Here is a 16,602-nt window from a genome sequence, read left to right as displayed (position 1 = left end):
CCGTGCCACTGGGGACCGAGGGGCGCTGACACGAGCCTTGGGCGGCGTCGTGTCGGGGCGTGCGAAGTCGACCCGGTGACCCGGATCGCCATCAGAAGTGTACGGGACCCGCGGGGTACCGGGTGACGCGGCTGTCCACAAGTGGGAAGCGCTCCACAGGATCGGACGGCGATCGTCCCTGGTGCGGGACGGTTCCTCCATGCGAGCGAGGCGATGTGCGGGTGCGTGTACGTGGGTGGTGCTGCTGCTGACGGCCCTGGCCAGGGGGGCGCCGTTGCCGGCGACGGCGGCGGCGGCGGTACCTCCGACGGCGGCGACGGCGACGGCCACGGCCACGGACGCCGGTCGGGTCCCGGATCCGGCGGTGCCGGCCGTGGCCCGCCTCTGGCCGGTCGGCGCCCGGCCCGCGGTCCTGCGGGGCTGGGAGCCTCCGGCGACGCCGTACGGCCCCGGCCACCGCGGCGTGGACCTCGCCGCGGTGGACGGGACGCCGGTACGGGCGGTGGCGGCGGGACGGGTGTCGTTCGCGGGGCGGGTGGCGGGCAGGGGCGTCGTCTCGCTGGAACTCACGGGCACGGGTGATCCACCTCTGCGGACGACGTACGAGCCGGTCGAGGTCTCGGTGAAGAAGGGGGACGAGGTCGCGGCGGGCGAGGTACTCGGCACGGTGCGGCCGACGGGCTCCCACTGCGCGGCCTGCCTGCACTGGGGCCTGCTTCGGGGCGACGCCTACCTCGACCCGCTGGCCCTGCTCCCACCGTGGCTGCTCGACGGGGGCCCGTCGAGGCTGCTGCCGGTCCTGGGAGTCCCGTTTCCAGGGGCTGCGGGCGGTCGCGCCGCAAGCGCCGCAGAGGTGGCTCGCGGCAGAGGTGGCTGGGTCACAGGGGTGACGGGAGTGACAGGGGCGGCTGGGTGACAGGGGCGGACAGGGGCGGACACGAGTGGCACCCCCGTGACGCCGGGCCGCGCACCCGTTCCGTTACCGAGGGGCCACGCCCCGATGGCCCCCGAGGTTCTCGACCGCCCCGGCGATCAGCCCCGCACGCCCCGCAACGCCATGGAGACCGCCGCCTCCGTGATCGCCGCCGGCTCCTCCGCCGCCCCCAGCTCGATCCGCCGCACGGCCGCGTCCACGACCCCCTGCAGCAGCATCGCCGCCAGCCGCGGCTGCCCGTGCCCCATCTCCCCGAGCGCCTCGACGATCATCGCGATCAGGCCGCCGTGCGCCGCCCGGATCTTCTCCCGCGCACCGGCGTCGAGCTCGCTCGCGGAGATGGCCACGACGGCGCGGTGCCGCCGGTTCCCGACGAGGTCGAGCTGTGTGCGCACATACGCCTCGACCTTGGCCTCGGGAGCCGTCGCGCGTTCCATCGCCGACTCGACCTCCGCGGCCCAGACCGGGAAGTCGACGGCGCAGAGCTCCTCGACGACCGCCGCTCGCGACCGGAAGTACTCGTAGACGGAGGACCTGGCCAGGCCCGTCCGTTCGGCGAGGGCGGGGAAGGTCAGCGCCTCCGTTCCGCCGTCGGACAGCAGGGAGCGTGCCGCGTCCAGCAGGGCGGCACGCTGCATCGACCGGTGCTCGGCCACGGAGGCCGCTCGAATCCTTGGCACGTCACCACTTTACGGACGCGCCACCCGGTACGGGAGTCACTCACTCGACCGCACGACCGCCGACAGGGTCACCGAAGGAGTCGTTCGCATGCCATAAGGCCAGGTCAGCGACCAAAGCTTGCCAGCTTGGCGCGCAGTTGCAACACCGACTTGGTGTGGATCTGGCTGACCCGGCTCTCCGTCACGCCCAGCACGTTCCCGATCTCGGCGAGCGTGAGCCCTTCGTAGTAGTACAGGGTGACGACGGTCTTCTCCCGCTCCGGGAGCGTGTTGATCGCCCGCGCCAGGAACCGTCGCAGTTCCCGGTCCTCGGCGACCTCCACCGGGTTGTCGGCGGCGGTGTCCTCCAGCGTGTCCATGAGGCTCAGCCGGTCCCCGCCCTCACCTCCGGCGTGCAGCAGTTCCTCCAGCGCCACCACGTTGGCCAGCGACAACTGGCTGAAGACCGCGTGGAGGTCCTCCACCGCGATCCCCATCTCGACGGCCACTTCGCTCTCCGACGGGGTGCGGCGCAGCCGTGCCTCCAGCGTCGCGTACGCACGCTCCACGTTCCGCGCCTTCTGCCGGACCGACCGCGGGATCCAGTCCAGCGCCCGCAGCTCGTCGATCATCGCGCCCCGGATCCGGGTGATCGCGTAGGTCTCGAACTTGATCTCCCGGTCGACGTCGAACTTCTCGATCGCGTCGATCAGTCCGAACACCCCCGAGGAGACGAAGTCGGCCTGTTCGACGTTGGGCGGCAGTCCCACGCTCACCCGGCCCGCCACGTATTTCACGAGGGGCGAGTAGTGCAGGATCAGCTGTTCCCGCAGCCGCTCGTCCCCCGTCGCCTTGTACGACCGCCACAGCTCGTCGAGCGTCGAGGGGGCGGGCGGTCGCACGCTGCCACCGTCGCGGGCGGCTGGGGGGATCGCCGCCCGGTCGGACCCGGAGGTGTGCTGGGGCATTCGTCGCCTTGTGCCGTTCTGCCGTGATGTTGGTGTGCCTGGGTGAGGCCGCCGGTCTGCTGCCTGCGTGGGGGTCCTCGTGAGCGTAGCGTGACTGGGCAGTCGCGGTGCGCGAAGAGCGGGGCGGGCCCGTACGCAGATACGTTCCGCTGAACGCTCTCCTGGGGGGACGGTGATCGCTCCGCGTGATCACTCGGGTACCCCAACTGCCAGAATTCCCAAGGGCGTCGGGGTTCCCCCGGACGGCCGAACACACTGGGTCAACACGGGCTCCGGCCACCGCGGACCGAGATCATCGCCTGGCGTGTCAACTTCCAGCCGTCGCCGTGTCGTTCGACGTAACCAAGCGCTCGAAGCTCGTACAGTCTCGCGATCGCGTCGTCCTGCGTGGTCTGTGCGCGCCGCGCCACCTCGTCCGCTCCTGCCGCTCCACGTGCGGGTAGCCCGGCCAGCACCTGGCGGGTGCGGGGTTCCAGCAGGTCGGTGGGGAGCACCGGCCCGCGCCTGTCCGGGGGCAGCTCACCCATGTCGCCGACCAGTTCCACGACCTCGGCGGCGTCACTGACGAGGACCGCGTCGCCGCGCAGCAACTCGTGCACCCCCGCCGACAGCGCGCTGGTGGCCGGCCCCGGTACGCCCATCGTGTGCCGGCCGAGGCGCTGGGCCGCCCGGGCCGTGACCAGCGAGCCGCTGCGGTAGGCGGCCTCGACGACCACCGTGCCCCGGGTGAGTGCGGCGATCACACGGTTGCGCAGGATGAACCTGCTGGGCGTCGGATGATCGCCCGGTGGCAGCTCCCCGATGACCAGTCCCTGTTCCGCGATTCTGGTGATCAGCCCCGTGTGCCCCGGCGGGTAGGGGCGGTCGACGCCGCAGGCGAGGACCGCGGCGGTGGCGCCGCCCGCGCCGAGGGCGCCCCGGTGGGCGGCGCCGTCGACCCCGTAGGCGCCGCCGGACACCACGACCCAGCCGCGTTCGGCGAGCCCTGCGGCGAGGGTGGCCGCCATGTGGGCGCCGTACTCGGTGCAGGCGCGGGCTCCGACGACGGCCACCGACCTCAGCGCCCACATGCGCAGACCGGGCCTGCCGCGCACCCACAATCCGAGGGGCCTGGCGTCGCCGAGGTCGTCGAGCTGCCGCGGCCACTCGGCCGCCCCGGGTGCCACGAACCGCACCCCCGCCGCCCTGGCGACGGCGAGGTCCCCTCGCGGCTCGGCCCGGCTCGCCCTGGCACACAGGCCGGCCCACCGTTTCTCGCTCACCCCCGGGAGGGCACGCCCGCCCGCGCGCAGCCGCCGCACCACGTCCGCGACGCCGCGCTCCCGCACCCACCGTCCACCGGTCTCGTCGCCGGGCTCGATGACGCGGGTGAGAAAGACCCGGCCGAGCATCTCGTCGTCGCCCGCCGCATCGGCGTCTTCCCAGATCACGACATCGTCCGCAACCCCGTCACCACCCTTGGCGACGTGGCCGTCCCCGCCATGACCGGCGACGGCTCCACCCCCGGTCGTGGCACTGCCCCCGTTCACGGCGCCATCCCCGGTCACGTCAGCGCTCCGAGCGCCATCGGGACGCCCCTCGGCACCCCCGTGCGCAGTTGCAGCGCCAGGGCGACGTCCCTCACGTCCGGTCGGTCGTGGCCGACGAGATCCGCAACGGTCCAGGCGACGCGCAGGACCCGGTCGAGGCCGCGGGCGGTGAGCACGCCCCGTTCCAGGCTGCGTTCCGCGTCGTCCAGCGCCCCGGGCGCCGCGTACCAGCGGCTGCGCAGCTCCCGTCCGGGCACCTCGCTGTTGGACCGCCAAGGGGTGCCCGCGAGACGCGCGGCCGCCCGGGACCGGGCGGCCCGCACCCGGTCGGCGACCGTCGCGGTCGTGTCTCCTCGGGGGCCGGCCCCCGCCAGTTGGCTGCGCGTGATCCGCTCCACCTCGACCCGGAGGTCGACCCGGTCGAGCAGTGGACCGGACAGCCTGGCCTGGTATCGGCGGATCGCCGAGGGCGAGCACTCGCACAGGTCCTCCTTCTGCGAGAACCGTCCGCACGGGCAGGGATTGGCCGCGAGCACCATCAGGAACCGTGCCGGGAACCGCACCACGCCCGCGCTCCGCGCGATGACGACGTGCCCGGCCTCCAGCGGCTGGCGCAGGGCGTCGAGCGCGTGGCTGCTGAACTCGGGCGTCTCGTCCAGGAACAGGACGCCGCGATGTGCCAGCGAGACGGCTCCGGGCCGCCCGATTCCGGGGCCGCCCCCGACGAGGGCCTGCATCGTGGCGGAGTGGTGCGGCGCGCAGTAGGGGGCCGCGTCGATCAGGGGTTTACCGGGCGGCAGCAGACCCGCCACCGAGTGCACCGCGGTGACCTCCAGCGACTCCTCCCGGCGGAGCCGGGGCAGGACGGCGGGCAGGCGCTCGGCGAGCATGGTCTTCCCGGCACCGGGCGGCCCCTCCAGGAACAGGTGATGACCACCGGCGGCGGCGACCGCCACCGCCGTGCGCGCCGCCTCCTGGCCCACGACGTCGGCGAGGTCGTGACCGTGGTCGTACTGCGCCGTTCCCATGCCGTGCATTCCGGTGGCGGCTCCCGTGCCGGGCATGCGCAGGCCTGCGAGGAGCGGGTCGGGCCGACCCTGGTGGTCCGGTTCCTCCTCCGGCACGGGCTCGTCGGCGAGGACGGCGATCAGCTGGCGCAGGCTGCGTACGCCGAGCACCGACACTCCGGGCACCAGGGACGCCTCGGCGGCGGCGCACTCAGGGACGACCACCTGTTCGTAGCCGGCCTCCGCCGCGGCCAGGACCGCCGGCAGGATGCCCCGCACAGGCCGCACCCGTCCGTCCAGGCCCAGCTCCCCGATCATCAGGATGTCGGCGAGCACGCGGGGATCGATGCGCTCGGCAGCGCCGAGGACCGCGGCTGCGACGGCGAGGTCGAATCCACTGCCGCTCTTCGGCACCGACGCGGGGCTGAGGCCGACCGTCAGCTTCTTCTGCGGCCACTCGGCGCCCGAGTTGACCACAGCGGCCCGTACCCGGTCCCGGCTCTCGGTCAGGCTCTTGTCCGGCAGCCCGACCAGCGTGAACGCCGCGACACCTGGTTCGAGGTCGGCCTGGACCTCGACCACCACGCCCTCGACGCCGACGAGCGCCACGGAGCACGTACGCGCGAACCCCATCACGCCACCCCCCGCGCGTGCTCGACCGCGGGGGCACCGCGCCGCGGGAGGAGGACACCGACCAGGTCGATGCGGACTCCGCCGGGCGGAGCCCCTCCGTGGGTCTGGATCCAGCGCTCGGCGAGCCGCCGCAGCCGCTCCGCCTTCTCGGGGGTCACCGCGGCCATCGGGTGTTCGAAGGAGCAGCCCCTGCGCGTCTTGACCTCGCAGACCACCAGGACGTCACCGTCCAGGGCCACGATGTCGATCTCGCCGGTCCTGCCGCAGCGCCAGTTGCGCTCCAGGACCGTCATGCCGGTCCCGGTCAGCCTGCGGGCGGCGAGTGTCTCGCCGTACTTGCCCAGCGCACCTCGTGCGTTCATGTCGGCACCACCTCCGGTGCCAACGATGAGGCGGACTCAGCGAGCTTTTGGATCTTGGTGGACGGTCAGGCGACTGTGGACAACCTTGTCACCCACACGAGTGACGCCTACCGATCTCTTGCCGAGTCTCAGCCGCTCGGAAGCTCCAGATCGCTCTTGTTCAGCTCCTCGATGTTCACGTCCTTGAACGTCAACACCCGCACCTGCTTCACGAACCGGGCCGGCCGGTACATGTCCCACACCCAGGCGTCGGCCATGGATACCTCGAAGAACACCTCACCCTGGACCGAGTGCACCTGCATCTCGTAATCATTGGTGAGGTAGAAGCGCCGCTCGGTCTCGATCACGTATTTGAACAGACCGACGACGTCGCGGTACTCCCGGTAGAGCTTGAGCTCCATTTCGGTCTCGTACTTCTCGAGGTCCTCGGCGCTCATGGCATGTTCCCCTTCAGCCGTGCGGTCCCACCATTGTGCGCCCGTCCCGTGAGCCCCTAGACGATTTCGGTGTCCAGGGTCACCGGTCCGGCGGGGGGACCTTCGTCGAGCAGCTTGCGCAGCAGCTCGGCGAGTCTGGTCGGATACACCGTCTCACGTGCCCGGGTCAGTTCCCGACACGTCCACCAGCGCGCTCCGGCGACGCTGCGCCGCTCGAGTTCGGTCAGCCCCACGGCCTCGGTCGCGGTCTGGGTCGTACGGGCCAGGTAGTACCACTCGTCCTGGTCCCAGCGGCGGCCCGCGAAGGGGAAGGAGCACCTGCGCCGCCACAGCACCGGGCCGAGCTCGATTTCGGTGATGCCGGTCTCCTCGGCGAGCTCCCGCCGTGCGGCCTCCTCACGGGTCTCGTCGCCCTCCACGCCGCCGCCCGGGGTGAACCACCAGTCGTCGGCCGGATCGTCCGGTTCGTGCCCGTGCAGCAGCAGGATGCGGTCCTCGGGGTCGAGCAGCACCACCCGGGCCACCCTGCGCAGCCCGCCCTCGTAGGAGTCCTGCCCGGCCCGGGTCGCCTCAGCGGGCACCGGTGGGCCCCGTTCCGGTCCGGACGCGGGCGGCCGCGGCGCGCTTGGCGAAGGGGCCGTAGGCGGCGCCGACGAGGATCAGCCCGGCGCCGGCGATCACCAGCGCGACGACCGTCCGCAGCGGGCCCGGCGAGGACAGGCCACCCAGCGCCTCGAAGCCGGTCGGCCGCTCCAGCATGCCGTTCACGGGCCAGACCACGGCGTCGACGCGGGCGTCCACGGCACCGCGCGACACGGTGCCGCCGGCCGCGTCGGTGAGGTGGGCGGTGGAGTCCACGGAGTTGTCCCGCTCGTCGCCGAGCAGGAACAGGCGGCCCTCGGGGACGGTCACGGCCGGGAAGTCGCTGATCTCGGCCGGCGTGCCATCGGACAGGTACGGCTCGTCGACGACCTTGCCGTTGACCTTGAGCTTGCCCTCCTGGCAGCAGGCGACGGTGTCCCCGCCGACCGCGACCACGCGCTTGACCATCGGGGCGTTGGCCCAGGTCGTGTCCTTGAAGACGACGACATCGCCGCGGCGGACGTCGGTGCCGTCGATGCGCTGCGCGAGCACCCGGTCACCGGCGTCGATCGTCGGCGTCATCGAACTGGTCGGCACGGTGTAGGGGCGGTAGACCACCGCTCCCCAGACGAAGCCGCCGAGGAACAGCACCAGGCCCAGCGCCACGGCGAGCCCGGACAGCCGCTGCCCGGTCCGGCTGCCCACCGGGCCCTTGTTCGTGCCGCCACCCCGCGGGACCGTACGTGTCGTGCTCTCGCCACCCATGGATCCGCACCTTACCCGGCGGTACCCGAACGGGGCAGCCCCTCCCGGGGCCCGGGAGGGGCTGCCGGAACTGCCTGACGGACGTACGGCGAGGGGCCGGGCGGCTCAGCGGGTGTCGGCGGGGGCCATGCGCCTGCGGCGCCACCAGACGACCGGGACGACTCCGGCGAGGGCCAGGCCCTGGGGCGCGACCGACAGCGCGGCGGCGGCCGACGACTGGGCCTGCAGACCGTCCTGGTCGAAGGTGTCCGGGACCGGCAGGGTGTCCCAGCGGTTCATCGGCCAGGCGATCACGATGGCGCGGCCGACGACCTCCTTGACCGGAACCATGCCGCCGTGGCTGTCCGACTGGTTGTAGCGGGAGTCCCGGGAGTTCTGCCGGTGGTCGCCCATGACCCAGATGGAGCCCTCGGGAACCTCGACCTTGAACTGGCCGCCCTGGTCGTCGACGCTGCACGGCGTGTTGCCGGGGTAGACGTACGGCTCGTTGAGCGCCTTGCCGTTGACCTTGAGGGGCCCGGTCTCGTTGCACTCGACCGTGTCGCCGCCGACCCCGATGACGCGCTTGATCAGATCCTTCTCGTCCGCGGACGGCATCAGGCCGATCCAGCTGAGGACCGTCTGCAACGCGTTCGGGTCGGGCGTCGGCTCGCCCGCGAGCCAGTCGTCCGGGTCGTGGAAGACGACGATCTCGCCGCGCTCGGGCTCCGAGCCGAACCAGGGGGTGAGCTTGTCGACGAGGACACGGTCATTGATCGTGAGCGTGTTCTGCATCGAGGCGGACGGGATCGAGAACGCCTGGACCAGGAACGTCTTGATCAGCAGCGCGAGCACCAGCGCGATGCCGATCAGGATCGGCAGTTCCTTCCAGAAGGAGCGCTGCTTCTTGGCCGCGGGGGGCGCCGCCGGGGGCGTCCCGCCCACTCCCTCGTCCTGGGTCCCGCCGTGTTCGTCCGTCACCCTGCCGTCCTCGGTCCCGGAGTCGTGCCCGGAGGCCGGGGCGCCGTCCGCGACCGGGCCGGCTGCCTCCACGGGGTGTCCGCGGTTCTCCTCGCCGTCGTGTCCGGACCGTGCGCCAACCGCCACATCCCCCACGCCAACTCCTTACTCTCTGCCACCGCCTGCCCCGTACACGGCGCAGGCCCACCACTCCCATAACGAGCGGGAGTTCCGCAGGGGTCGGGAGCTGAATCATCGCGTTCGGACCGTCAGGGGCAACCCTATGCGACAGCCGGGGAGCGGCGGTCGAACCGGAGGCCGAGTCGGACACGGACGCATACGTTTTCGGCTCGTCCAGGGTGGTCCAGTGGCCGAACGGCCAGGCGATCACCATGGCCCGCCCCACCACCTCGTCCTCGGAGACGGTCCCGGAGTCGGTCTCCTGGTGGGCGCGGGAGTCGGCGGAGTTGGACCGGTGGTCGCCCATCACCCACAGCCGTCCCTCGGGGACCGTGACGTCGAACGGCGCCTTGGACGGGGAGTCTCCCGGATAGAGGTAGTTCTCGTTCAGTGGAACGCCGTTGACCGTGACGCGTCCCCGGGTGTCACAGCACTTGACCCGGTCCCCGCCCACGCCGACGACTCGCTTGATGAGGTCCTTCTCGTCGTCGGACGGCAGCAGGCCGATGAAGGCGAGGCCTTCCTTGACCTGCTTGATGACGACGGGGTCGTCCTTCTTGGCCGTCTGCTCGCCCTGCAGCCAGCCACCGGGGTCGCGGAAGACGACGACGTCCCCGCGCTGCGGCTCGGATCCGAACCAGGGAGTCAGCTTGTCCACCAGGACCCGGTCACCGATCTGGATCGTCTGCTCCATGGAGCCCGACGGGATCACGAACGCCTGGACGAGGAAGGTCTTCAGCACCAGCGCTATCAGGACGGCGACACCGACGAGAAGGGGTACCTCCTTGACCGCGCCGCGCCTGCGTCGGCGTTTGACCTTGCGCTGCAGCTTGCGCCGCTCGGCACGGGACCGGCCGCCGGACGGCGGGGAAGTGCGCCGCGAGCCGGTGGGCAGCAGATTCTCCGTGGGGCTGCTGGGCGCCCCGCGCGGTTTCCCCCGGCTACCCATCGGCCCCCTCCGACCGACGTGTCTCACCGGCCGGTTCCCCCGCCTCCGCGTCCGGCACGCGCGCGTAGGCGTCCGGGGGGTCGAGGTGGGTGGCGTGGTCGAAGGGCCAGGCGATCCAGTCGGCGCGGCCGATCACCTCGTCCACCGGGACCATGCCGCCGCCCGGGGAGCCCAGATGGTCGCGGGAGTCGCTGGAGTCGGCCCGGTGGTCGCCGAGGACGAACAGGGTGCCGTCGGGGACGACGACGTCGAAGCGCACCGTGGACGGGCGGTCGCCGGGGTACAGGAAGGCCGACTCGTCGACCGACTGGCCGTTCACCTGGACCCTCCCCTCCCTGTCGCAGCACACCACGTGGTCCCCGCCCACACCGACAACGCGTTTGATGTAGTCGCCGTGCCCGAAGAGCCCGGTGCCGTCGAAGACGACGATGTCGCCCCGCTGCGGCCGGTCCCCGAAACGGTACGCCAACTTGTTTACGAGAACCCGGTCACCGATCCTCAATCCGCGCTCCATGGATCCGCTGGGGATCTGGAACGGCTGTAGCACGAAGGTGCTGAGGAGCAGCAGGAACAGCAGCAGAGTCAGGAGGGTCACGGTGATCCGGCCGCCCGGCACCCAGTCCGTGATCCGCCCCGCCAACGCGGAACGCGACCGTTCCTCCGGGCCCTGCGGATCCGAGGGCTGCTCGGAGTCGGAAGGGCGGGAGGAGCGGTCGCGCTCCGTGGGCTGTGCTTCGGTGTCCATCGGGGCCAGATGTTATCCGGCCCCGGTGTGGACCTCGGAGGGCGCTCAGTTGTCGCGCTTCTCCTTGATCTTCGCCGCCTTGCCGCGCAGCTCGCGCAGGTAGTACAGCTTGGCGCGACGGACGTCACCGCGGGTGACGAGCTCGATCTTCTCCACGATCGGGGTGTGCACCGGGAAGGTGCGCTCGACGCCGACGGAGAAGGAGACCTTGCGGACCGTGAAGGTCTCGCGCACGCCGGCGCCCTGGCGGCGGATGACTACGCCCTTGAACTGCTGCACACGGGAGCGGTTGCCCTCGATGACGCGGACGTGGACGTTGACGGTGTCGCCGGGGCGGAAGGCCGGGACGTCGCTGCGCAGCGACGCGGAGTCGACGGAGTCGAGCAGGTGAGACATTTCGTCTGCTTTCCTCGCTGATGCCACAGGTCATCAACGGAAACTAGGTGTTTCGGAATCAGGGTCGTGCGGGTCGGGACGGGCGTCGTCTCCCCCTGTGGCAGGGGCGCGCTCCGGACGGACGCACAACAGCGCCCTATTCTTCCATGCCCGGCGTCCTGCGCCAAAATCGGCCGTACGGCGCCCCGTCCGGGTCGGGTTCCCAGCCCAGGATGGAGAGCATCTCGCGGTCCTTCTTGTCGAAGGCCTTGGGGTCGCACCGCTCGATCAGGTCGGGCCGGTTGGCGGTCGTGCGCCGCAGGGCCTCGTCGCGGCGCCAACGGGCGATCTTCCCGTGGTGGCCGCTGAGCAGCACGTCCGGGATGCCGCGGCCGCGCCACTGCGGCGGCTTGGTGTGGACAGGGCCCTCCAGCAGGCTTGCCATGGCGCCGGGGGCGAAGGAGTCGTCCCGGTGGGACTCGGCGTTCCCGAGGACGCCGGGCAGCAGCCGTGCCACGGCCTCGGTGACGACGAGCACGGCCGCCTCGCCGCCGGCGAGGACGTAGTCGCCGATGGACACCTCGTACACGGGCATCCGGGTCGCGTACTCGTCGACGACGCGGCGGTCGATGCCCTCGTAACGGGCGGGCGTGAAGATCAGCCAGGGCCGCTCGGAGAGGTGGACGGCGAGTTCCTGGGTGAAGGGCCGGCCGCTGGGCGTGGGCACGATCAGGGCGGGCTCGCCGCAGCCCGTCTCGTAGCCGTCGGCCAGGACGGAGTCCAGGGCGTCGCCCCACGGCTCGGTCTTCATCACCATGCCGGGCCCGCCGCCGTACGGGGTGTCGTCGACGGTGTTGTGCCGGTCGTAGGTCCAGGAGCGGAGGTCGTGCACGTGGACGTCGAGCTGCCCGCGCGCGCGTGCCTTGCCGACCAGGGAGACATTCAGTGGTTCCAGGTACTCGGGGAAGATCGTGACGACGTCGAGCCGCATCACGCCTCTTCCCCGGCGGCGTCCTGGGCGGCGGCGTCCCGCGCGGAAGCGCTGTGTCCATCAGCGACTTCGTCGCGGGCCGCGCGGTCGTCGATCAGGCCGGGCGGCGGGTCGATGACCGCGCGCTGCCCGTCCAGGTCGATCTCGGTGACGATCTCGGAGACGAACGGCACGTAGACCTCGCTGCCGTCGGGGCGCTCCACCACGAACAGGTCCTGCGTGGGCAGGTGGGAGATCTCGGTGATCCGGCCCACCTCGTCGCCGTCCTTGGTCACCACGTCGAGGTCGATCAGCTGGTGGTCGTAGTACTCGTCATCGTCCTCGGGCCGCTCGTCCGGGTCGACGTCGGCGATCAGGAGGGTGTTGCGCAGCGCCTCGGCTCCGGTGCGGTCGTGGACGCCGGCGAACCGCAGCAGGAGGCGGCCGCTGTGGACCCGGCCGGTCTCGATGGTGAGCGGTCCGGTGGAGGCGGGGTCGGTGGCCAGTACGGCACCGGGGCCGAGCCGCAGCTCCGGCTCGTCGGTGCGGACCTCGACGGTGACCTCGCCCTTGATTCCGTGGGCGCGGCCGATGCGCGCGACTACCAGCTGCACTGTGCTTGATCTCCTGTCGGAACTGCGACGAGCCGGTCACGGCTCGTACGACTACGGGCCGGGGACGGCCCAATGGCCCTCCCCGGCCCGAGCCGGTGCTGCGTTTGGCGTCAGCGGACGTGGTCCACGTCGACGAGGTCGACGCGGACACCGTGGCCGCCGATGGCGCCCACGACGGTCCGCAGGGCGCGCGCGGTGCGGCCGTTGCGGCCGATCACCTTGCCGAGGTCATCGGGGTGGACCCGAACCTCGAGCACACGCCCGCGACGCAGGTTGCGCGAGGCAACCTGCACATCGTCGGGATTGTCGACGATGCCCTTCACGAGGTGCTCGAGAGCCTCCTCGAGCATGCTCAGGCCTCGGTCGACGTGGACTCGGCGGCAGCCTCGTCCTTCTTGTCGGCCTTCTTCTTCTGGGTGATGGCCTCACCCTTGCCCTCGTCGTCGCCACCGATCGCCTCGAAGGACGGACGGGCCGACTTCTCGGCCGGCTGCAGCAGCGGCGCCGGGGCGGGCTCGCCCTTGAACTTCTGCCAGTCGCCGGTCTTCTTCAGGATGGCGCGCACGGGCTCGGTCGGCTGGGCGCCGACACGCAGCCAGTACGCGACACGCTCGGCGTCGACCTCCATCACCGACGGGTTGTACGTCGGGTGGTACTTGCCGATCTCCTCGATGGCCCGGCCGTCACGGCGGGTACGGGAGTCGGCGACGACGATGCGGTAGTGAGGCGAACGGATCTTGCCCAGACGCTTCAGCTTGATCTTGACTGCCACTGGAGTGGGTTCTCCTGGTTTTGACGTGATTGGGCACGGCGAGAGAGCCGCGTGGGGTTGCGGTACCCGAGTGCCCGATGGACGCGTCAGCCGGAGGAGAGAGGGGTCCTGTGCGACTGTCGAGTACAGCTAGCCATTGTGCCACACGCGGGCGGGCCCTTCGGACCGAGGGCGGACCGAGGGCGGAGCGCCCGGTTCCGGCTGCCACGAGCAGCCGGACCGTCAGCTCGCCGCCGCGCCGACCACCTCCGGGATCCGGAACGGCTTGCCGCAGCCGCCGCACATGATCGGGGCCTGGGCCAGGACCGACGGGACGACCCGGACGTTGCGACCGCAGTCGCAGACGGCCTTTACGCGCACCCCTCCACCGGAGGAGCCGTGGCGGGCGGCCGGACCGCGGAAGCTGCGGGCCGTGTCGGTCGCCGTCGCGACGGTGTGCGCCTTCAGCGCGCGCTGGAGGCGTTCGATCGTCGGGCGGTAGCGGCGCTTCGCCTCGGGGGTGAGCGTGACCAGCGAGAAACCGCTGCTGGGATGCGGCTCCTCGGGATGGTCGAGGCCCAGCTCCTCCGCGATCGCGAGGAACCGCCGGTTGTGGTAGCGCCCCGCACGGGAGGTGTCGCGTACTCCTCGCGCGGCGGCGATGCCGTGGACTGCCTCATGGAGCAGTCGTTCGAAGGAGAGTTCGTGCCCGCACGCGGACGACGACTCTCCGATCAGGGACTCGGGCGCGGCAAGATCGGGCAGCTCGGTGTGGTGCCGCTGAATGTCGGCCCACGCCTGCGCCAGCTCTGCGGCGAGAACAGGTGGTGTCGTGCTCACGTAATGACAACGAGCCGGGGTGCCGCTGTGTTCCTATTCCGGGGCATCTCAAATAATTTGCACGTACCCGTCAGTTGCCGCTGATGCGTCCCGACGAGGGCGGGTGCGCTGATCTGCGGAGAAGCCTCACAGCTCATACCAAGCTGGTGCGTAGTCCGACGTACGCGCCGGCGCGTAGGCCCCGTCCACGCGCCGGGGTGCGTGGGGCTCGCGGATGCGCAAGGGGCGTTTCGGTCGCTGTCGCGCCGGAAGGGCGCCACCCGATTGGCCCATCGATGCGCTCATCGACGGGTGCGACGTTACCGGGTGTGCCGTCGGCGTGCGGCACCGCCCCGCACCCTGCCCGTTACCGTCACCGCGGGGCGGTCGCGGGGCCCGCCGACCTTGGCCGGAACCGCCTCGCCTGCACCGCCGCCACCCGCTGTCATCGCCGAGGGTCACGATCAGGCCATCCGTCGCAGCGGTCGGGCAGGGGCTACCGGGAGTACCGCACGGCCAGGCGCACGTTGCCGGGAAGTGAAATCTCGCCACTGGGGCGCGGCTCGGGCAAACCGGCCGCCGCTACCACTGGACGCCACGGCGGGCCCGGAGTTTCCTGGCATACGGGGGAAGTGCGAGCGCACTGCACGGGGGCCATGGAACCGGGCACAGCGGCAACACTCGTCGATTGGGGCGCTTTCCTATGACACCTACGCTCGTGCGGCAGCACTCATCTCACGCGGGGACAACGCCTCGTGTGGACCTGCGTGCACGCGCGCGTGACTGGTCCGAGATACAGGAGCGGATGCTCGTACCGCTCTACGAGGCCGTCTTCGAGCGACTGGACGTGGGCGGCGGCACAAGGATGCTGGGGCTGGGCTGCGGCTCCGGGCTGGCCCTGCTGATGGCCGCCTCGCGCGGCGCCGCGGTGACCGGGGTCGACTCCCGCTCACCGGAACGACTGGCCCTGGCGCGGCGGCGCCTGCTTCCCGAGACGCTCGACGCGCCCGGGTCGCGAGGCACGCGCGCACGTGCGGACGCGGCACGGGCGGACGCGCCACGGATCGTCGAGGGCACGCCCCGGGACGCGGAGGACCCGTCGGCGCCGGCGTTCACCCTGGTGACCGCCTTCGAGCCCATCGGGTGCCTCGCGGGCGGCTCGGAGGGGCTGGGTGAGCTGCTCGCCCAGGCGACGCCGCTGGCCGGGCGCGGGGCGGCCGTGGTGCTGGCCGGGTGGGGGCCGCCGGAGCGGTGCGCCACGACGTCGGTGCTGCGGGTGGCCACCAGACTCGCGGACCCGTTGCGCGGCGCGGGCAGCTGGCGCCCCGCCCTGCGTGACGACCTGGAGGAGGTCGCGCAGCGGGCCGGGCTCAGGCCGGACGGCTCCGGGCGGGTGGCGTGCCCCTTCGGTTACGGCGACGCGGGCAGCGCGGCGCGCGGGCTGCTGTCGACCGGGCTGTTCGACGCGGCGATCGCCGCGACCGACCAGGAACAGGTCGCCAAGGAGCTGTCGGAGGCCCTGCATCCGTACCAGCGTCCGGACGGGACCGTGTGGATGCCGAACGTGTTCCGGTATCTGATCGCCCGGACTCCCTGACGACCGGTTCCGACCGGATGTGTGCGGAGCCTGAGTGACTTCTTCCGATGCAGGTGTGAACTCTGTGAAGAAGCCGGATCAGGACTTCTGCGGTTTCGCCTGGTGGATCATGGGCTCCTAACCTGATCCACCGTTCGGGGGAACTGACACATCTGCATACAGGAGCCTTCAGTGCCGCACCACAAGACCGCGCTGCGCGTCGCCGCACCCGTCGCCGTCCTCGCCCTGGCCCTCACCGCGTGCGGGGGCGGAGACGACGCCGACACCGACGCGAAGAGCCCGGCGAGCCCCGAGGCCCCGGCCTCTCCCTCCCGGGCGGCCTCGGGCGGCGAACTGGCGACGGGCGAGAGCGCGACGGGCAAGGTCGCGGAGGACCCCGGCGAGGTCACCTACGAGGTCGTGGCGCAGAAGGTCGAGGTCGGCACCGAGGCGGAGGCCGCGAAGGCGGTGGCGGACGCCGCGGACGCCAAGGGCAAGGTGCTGGCCGTCGCGCACGTCGAGTACACGCACAAGAGCGGGCCGGCCCTCACCGAGGGCTCCGACGTGCACGACGGCACCACGATCTTCGCCGACGGACAGCGCGGCGGCGTCCTCATCGGCGCCTCCGACGACGCCCCCGGTTGCGAGGACACTTACGACGTCGAGAGCTGGAAGCAGGGTGAGAGCCACGTCTTCTGCGAGACCTACGTGATCCCGGCGAACTCCTCCAGCGTCGAGGTCCACTGGTCCGAGGAGGACGGCCAGCCCTACGTCTGGAAGTTCCCGCAGAAGTAGCAGAAGCGGCAGA

General features: G+C 71.7%; 19 protein-coding genes and 1 pseudogene. 3 read left to right on the top strand and 17 right to left on the bottom strand.

What is annotated here, in order from left to right; translation table 11 throughout:
• Nucleotides 1-199: 199 nt before the first annotated feature.
• Nucleotides 200-916 carry a murein hydrolase activator EnvC family protein gene (locus ACIQ1J_RS32215; protein ID WP_403562431.1) on the top strand — a complete coding sequence of 239 codons (717 nt, stop codon included), beginning with the start codon at nucleotides 200-202 and terminating at the stop codon, nucleotides 914-916.
• 116 nt (nucleotides 917-1,032) lie between these two features.
• Here the strand turns inward: ACIQ1J_RS32215 and ACIQ1J_RS32210 are convergent, their stop codons facing one another.
• From ACIQ1J_RS32210 to ACIQ1J_RS32130, 17 genes and pseudogenes are all read right to left on the bottom strand, one after another.
• Nucleotides 1,033-1,590 carry a TetR/AcrR family transcriptional regulator gene (locus tag ACIQ1J_RS32210; protein WP_403562525.1) on the bottom strand — a complete coding sequence of 186 codons (558 nt, stop codon included), beginning with the start codon at nucleotides 1,588-1,590 and terminating at the stop codon, nucleotides 1,033-1,035.
• A gap of 128 nt (nucleotides 1,591-1,718) precedes the next feature.
• The gene (whiG, locus tag ACIQ1J_RS32205; RefSeq protein ID WP_210960344.1) at nucleotides 1,719-2,561 is read right to left on the bottom strand and encodes an RNA polymerase sigma factor WhiG; all 843 of its coding nucleotides are present in this window, start codon (nucleotides 2,559-2,561) and stop codon (nucleotides 1,719-1,721) included.
• 260 nt (nucleotides 2,562-2,821) lie between these two features.
• Nucleotides 2,822-3,952, bottom strand: coding sequence for a DNA-processing protein DprA (dprA, locus tag ACIQ1J_RS32200; protein ID WP_403562524.1), 1,131 nt, complete (start codon nucleotides 3,950-3,952; stop codon nucleotides 2,822-2,824).
• A 152-nt stretch (nucleotides 3,953-4,104) separates the two neighbouring features.
• On the bottom strand, nucleotides 4,105-5,730 hold the full coding sequence (locus ACIQ1J_RS32195; RefSeq protein ID WP_403562428.1) for a YifB family Mg chelatase-like AAA ATPase: 1,626 nt from the start codon (nucleotides 5,728-5,730) through the stop codon (nucleotides 4,105-4,107).
• Nucleotides 5,730-6,092 (bottom strand): YraN family protein, encoded by a 363-nt coding sequence (locus ACIQ1J_RS32190; RefSeq protein ID WP_210960309.1) that lies wholly within the window; start codon nucleotides 6,090-6,092, stop codon nucleotides 5,730-5,732. The genes ACIQ1J_RS32195 and ACIQ1J_RS32190 overlap by 1 nt, the downstream gene beginning before the upstream one ends.
• A 128-nt stretch (nucleotides 6,093-6,220) precedes the next feature.
• Complete coding sequence (locus ACIQ1J_RS32185) at nucleotides 6,221-6,529, bottom strand: DUF2469 domain-containing protein (RefSeq protein WP_003993268.1); 309 nt, start codon at nucleotides 6,527-6,529, stop codon at nucleotides 6,221-6,223.
• A 56-nt stretch (nucleotides 6,530-6,585) separates the two neighbouring features.
• Nucleotides 6,586-7,110, bottom strand: coding sequence for an NUDIX hydrolase (locus ACIQ1J_RS32180; protein ID WP_403562426.1), 525 nt, complete (start codon nucleotides 7,108-7,110; stop codon nucleotides 6,586-6,588).
• Nucleotides 7,100-7,876, bottom strand: coding sequence for a signal peptidase I (gene lepB / locus ACIQ1J_RS32175; protein ID WP_403562424.1), 777 nt, complete (start codon nucleotides 7,874-7,876; stop codon nucleotides 7,100-7,102). The genes ACIQ1J_RS32180 and lepB (ACIQ1J_RS32175) overlap by 11 nt, the downstream gene beginning before the upstream one ends.
• A 105-nt stretch (nucleotides 7,877-7,981) precedes the next feature.
• Nucleotides 7,982-8,971 (bottom strand): signal peptidase I, encoded by a 990-nt coding sequence (lepB, locus tag ACIQ1J_RS32170; protein WP_403562421.1) that lies wholly within the window; start codon nucleotides 8,969-8,971, stop codon nucleotides 7,982-7,984.
• A pseudogene (gene lepB / locus ACIQ1J_RS32165) lies at nucleotides 8,865-9,944 on the bottom strand (signal peptidase I); the annotation flags it as partial. The gene lepB (ACIQ1J_RS32170) and the pseudogene lepB (ACIQ1J_RS32165), both read right to left, overlap by 107 nt.
• A complete protein-coding gene (gene lepB, locus ACIQ1J_RS32160; RefSeq protein ID WP_403562419.1) occupies nucleotides 9,937-10,689 on the bottom strand; it encodes a signal peptidase I in 753 nt (250 codons plus the stop codon). The pseudogene lepB (ACIQ1J_RS32165) and the gene lepB (ACIQ1J_RS32160), both read right to left, overlap by 8 nt.
• Nucleotides 10,690-10,734: 45 nt before the next feature.
• Nucleotides 10,735-11,085, bottom strand: coding sequence for a 50S ribosomal protein L19 (rplS, locus tag ACIQ1J_RS32155; RefSeq protein ID WP_030041016.1), 351 nt, complete (start codon nucleotides 11,083-11,085; stop codon nucleotides 10,735-10,737).
• A gap of 136 nt (nucleotides 11,086-11,221) precedes the next feature.
• A complete protein-coding gene (gene trmD / locus ACIQ1J_RS32150) occupies nucleotides 11,222-12,055 on the bottom strand; it encodes a tRNA (guanosine(37)-N1)-methyltransferase TrmD (protein ID WP_403562416.1) in 834 nt (277 codons plus the stop codon).
• Entirely contained in the window at nucleotides 12,055-12,648 is a 594-nt protein-coding gene (gene rimM / locus ACIQ1J_RS32145; RefSeq protein WP_403562414.1) for a ribosome maturation factor RimM, read from the bottom strand. Before rimM ends, trmD begins: the two co-directional genes overlap by 1 nt.
• A 110-nt stretch (nucleotides 12,649-12,758) precedes the next feature.
• A complete protein-coding gene (locus ACIQ1J_RS32140; RefSeq protein WP_210960301.1) occupies nucleotides 12,759-12,998 on the bottom strand; it encodes an RNA-binding protein in 240 nt (79 codons plus the stop codon).
• A gap of 2 nt (nucleotides 12,999-13,000) precedes the next feature.
• Nucleotides 13,001-13,420, bottom strand: coding sequence for a 30S ribosomal protein S16 (gene rpsP, locus ACIQ1J_RS32135; RefSeq protein ID WP_210960300.1), 420 nt, complete (start codon nucleotides 13,418-13,420; stop codon nucleotides 13,001-13,003).
• A 222-nt stretch (nucleotides 13,421-13,642) separates the two neighbouring features.
• Complete coding sequence (locus tag ACIQ1J_RS32130; protein WP_210960299.1) at nucleotides 13,643-14,239, bottom strand: hypothetical protein; 597 nt, start codon at nucleotides 14,237-14,239, stop codon at nucleotides 13,643-13,645.
• Between the two features lie 682 nt (nucleotides 14,240-14,921).
• Between ACIQ1J_RS32130 and ACIQ1J_RS32125 the strand changes: the two genes are divergently transcribed.
• Nucleotides 14,922-15,815, top strand: a complete 894-nt coding sequence (locus tag ACIQ1J_RS32125) for a class I SAM-dependent methyltransferase (RefSeq protein WP_403562411.1) — start codon at nucleotides 14,922-14,924, stop codon at nucleotides 15,813-15,815.
• A gap of 171 nt (nucleotides 15,816-15,986) precedes the next feature.
• On the top strand, nucleotides 15,987-16,589 hold the full coding sequence (locus ACIQ1J_RS32120; protein ID WP_403562409.1) for a hypothetical protein: 603 nt from the start codon (nucleotides 15,987-15,989) through the stop codon (nucleotides 16,587-16,589).
• Nucleotides 16,590-16,602 lie beyond the last annotated feature (13 nt).

The sequence above is a fragment of the Streptomyces sp. NPDC097107 genome (assembly GCF_044762405.1).
In the GTDB taxonomy this organism is placed as follows: domain Bacteria; phylum Actinomycetota; class Actinomycetes; order Streptomycetales; family Streptomycetaceae; genus Streptomyces; species Streptomyces thinghirensis.
This window is presented reverse-complemented; position numbering and strand designations above follow the sequence as displayed.

What these genes read in the sequence shown, in the direction of transcription:
- ACIQ1J_RS32215 (WP_403562431.1), top strand. Translation starts at nt 200, where the DNA reads ATGCGAGCGAGGCGATGTGCGGGTGCGTGTACGTGGGTGGTGCTGCTG.
- whiG (WP_210960344.1), bottom strand. Translation starts at nt 2,561, where the DNA reads ATGCCCCAGCACACCTCCGGGTCCGACCGGGCGGCGATCCCCCCAGCC.
- dprA (WP_403562524.1), bottom strand. Translation starts at nt 3,952, where the DNA reads ATGCTCGGCCGGGTCTTTCTCACCCGCGTCATCGAGCCCGGCGACGAG.
- ACIQ1J_RS32195 (WP_403562428.1), bottom strand. Translation starts at nt 5,730, where the DNA reads ATGGGGTTCGCGCGTACGTGCTCCGTGGCGCTCGTCGGCGTCGAGGGC.
- ACIQ1J_RS32190 (WP_210960309.1), bottom strand. Translation starts at nt 6,092, where the DNA reads ATGAACGCACGAGGTGCGCTGGGCAAGTACGGCGAGACACTCGCCGCC.
- ACIQ1J_RS32185 (WP_003993268.1), bottom strand. Translation starts at nt 6,529, where the DNA reads ATGAGCGCCGAGGACCTCGAGAAGTACGAGACCGAAATGGAGCTCAAG.
- lepB (WP_403562424.1), bottom strand. Translation starts at nt 7,876, where the DNA reads ATGGGTGGCGAGAGCACGACACGTACGGTCCCGCGGGGTGGCGGCACG.
- lepB (WP_403562419.1), bottom strand. Translation starts at nt 10,689, where the DNA reads ATGGACACCGAAGCACAGCCCACGGAGCGCGACCGCTCCTCCCGCCCT.
- rplS (WP_030041016.1), bottom strand. Translation starts at nt 11,085, where the DNA reads ATGTCTCACCTGCTCGACTCCGTCGACTCCGCGTCGCTGCGCAGCGAC.
- trmD (WP_403562416.1), bottom strand. Translation starts at nt 12,055, where the DNA reads ATGCGGCTCGACGTCGTCACGATCTTCCCCGAGTACCTGGAACCACTG.
- ACIQ1J_RS32140 (WP_210960301.1), bottom strand. Translation starts at nt 12,998, where the DNA reads ATGCTCGAGGAGGCTCTCGAGCACCTCGTGAAGGGCATCGTCGACAAT.
- ACIQ1J_RS32125 (WP_403562411.1), top strand. Translation starts at nt 14,922, where the DNA reads ATGACACCTACGCTCGTGCGGCAGCACTCATCTCACGCGGGGACAACG.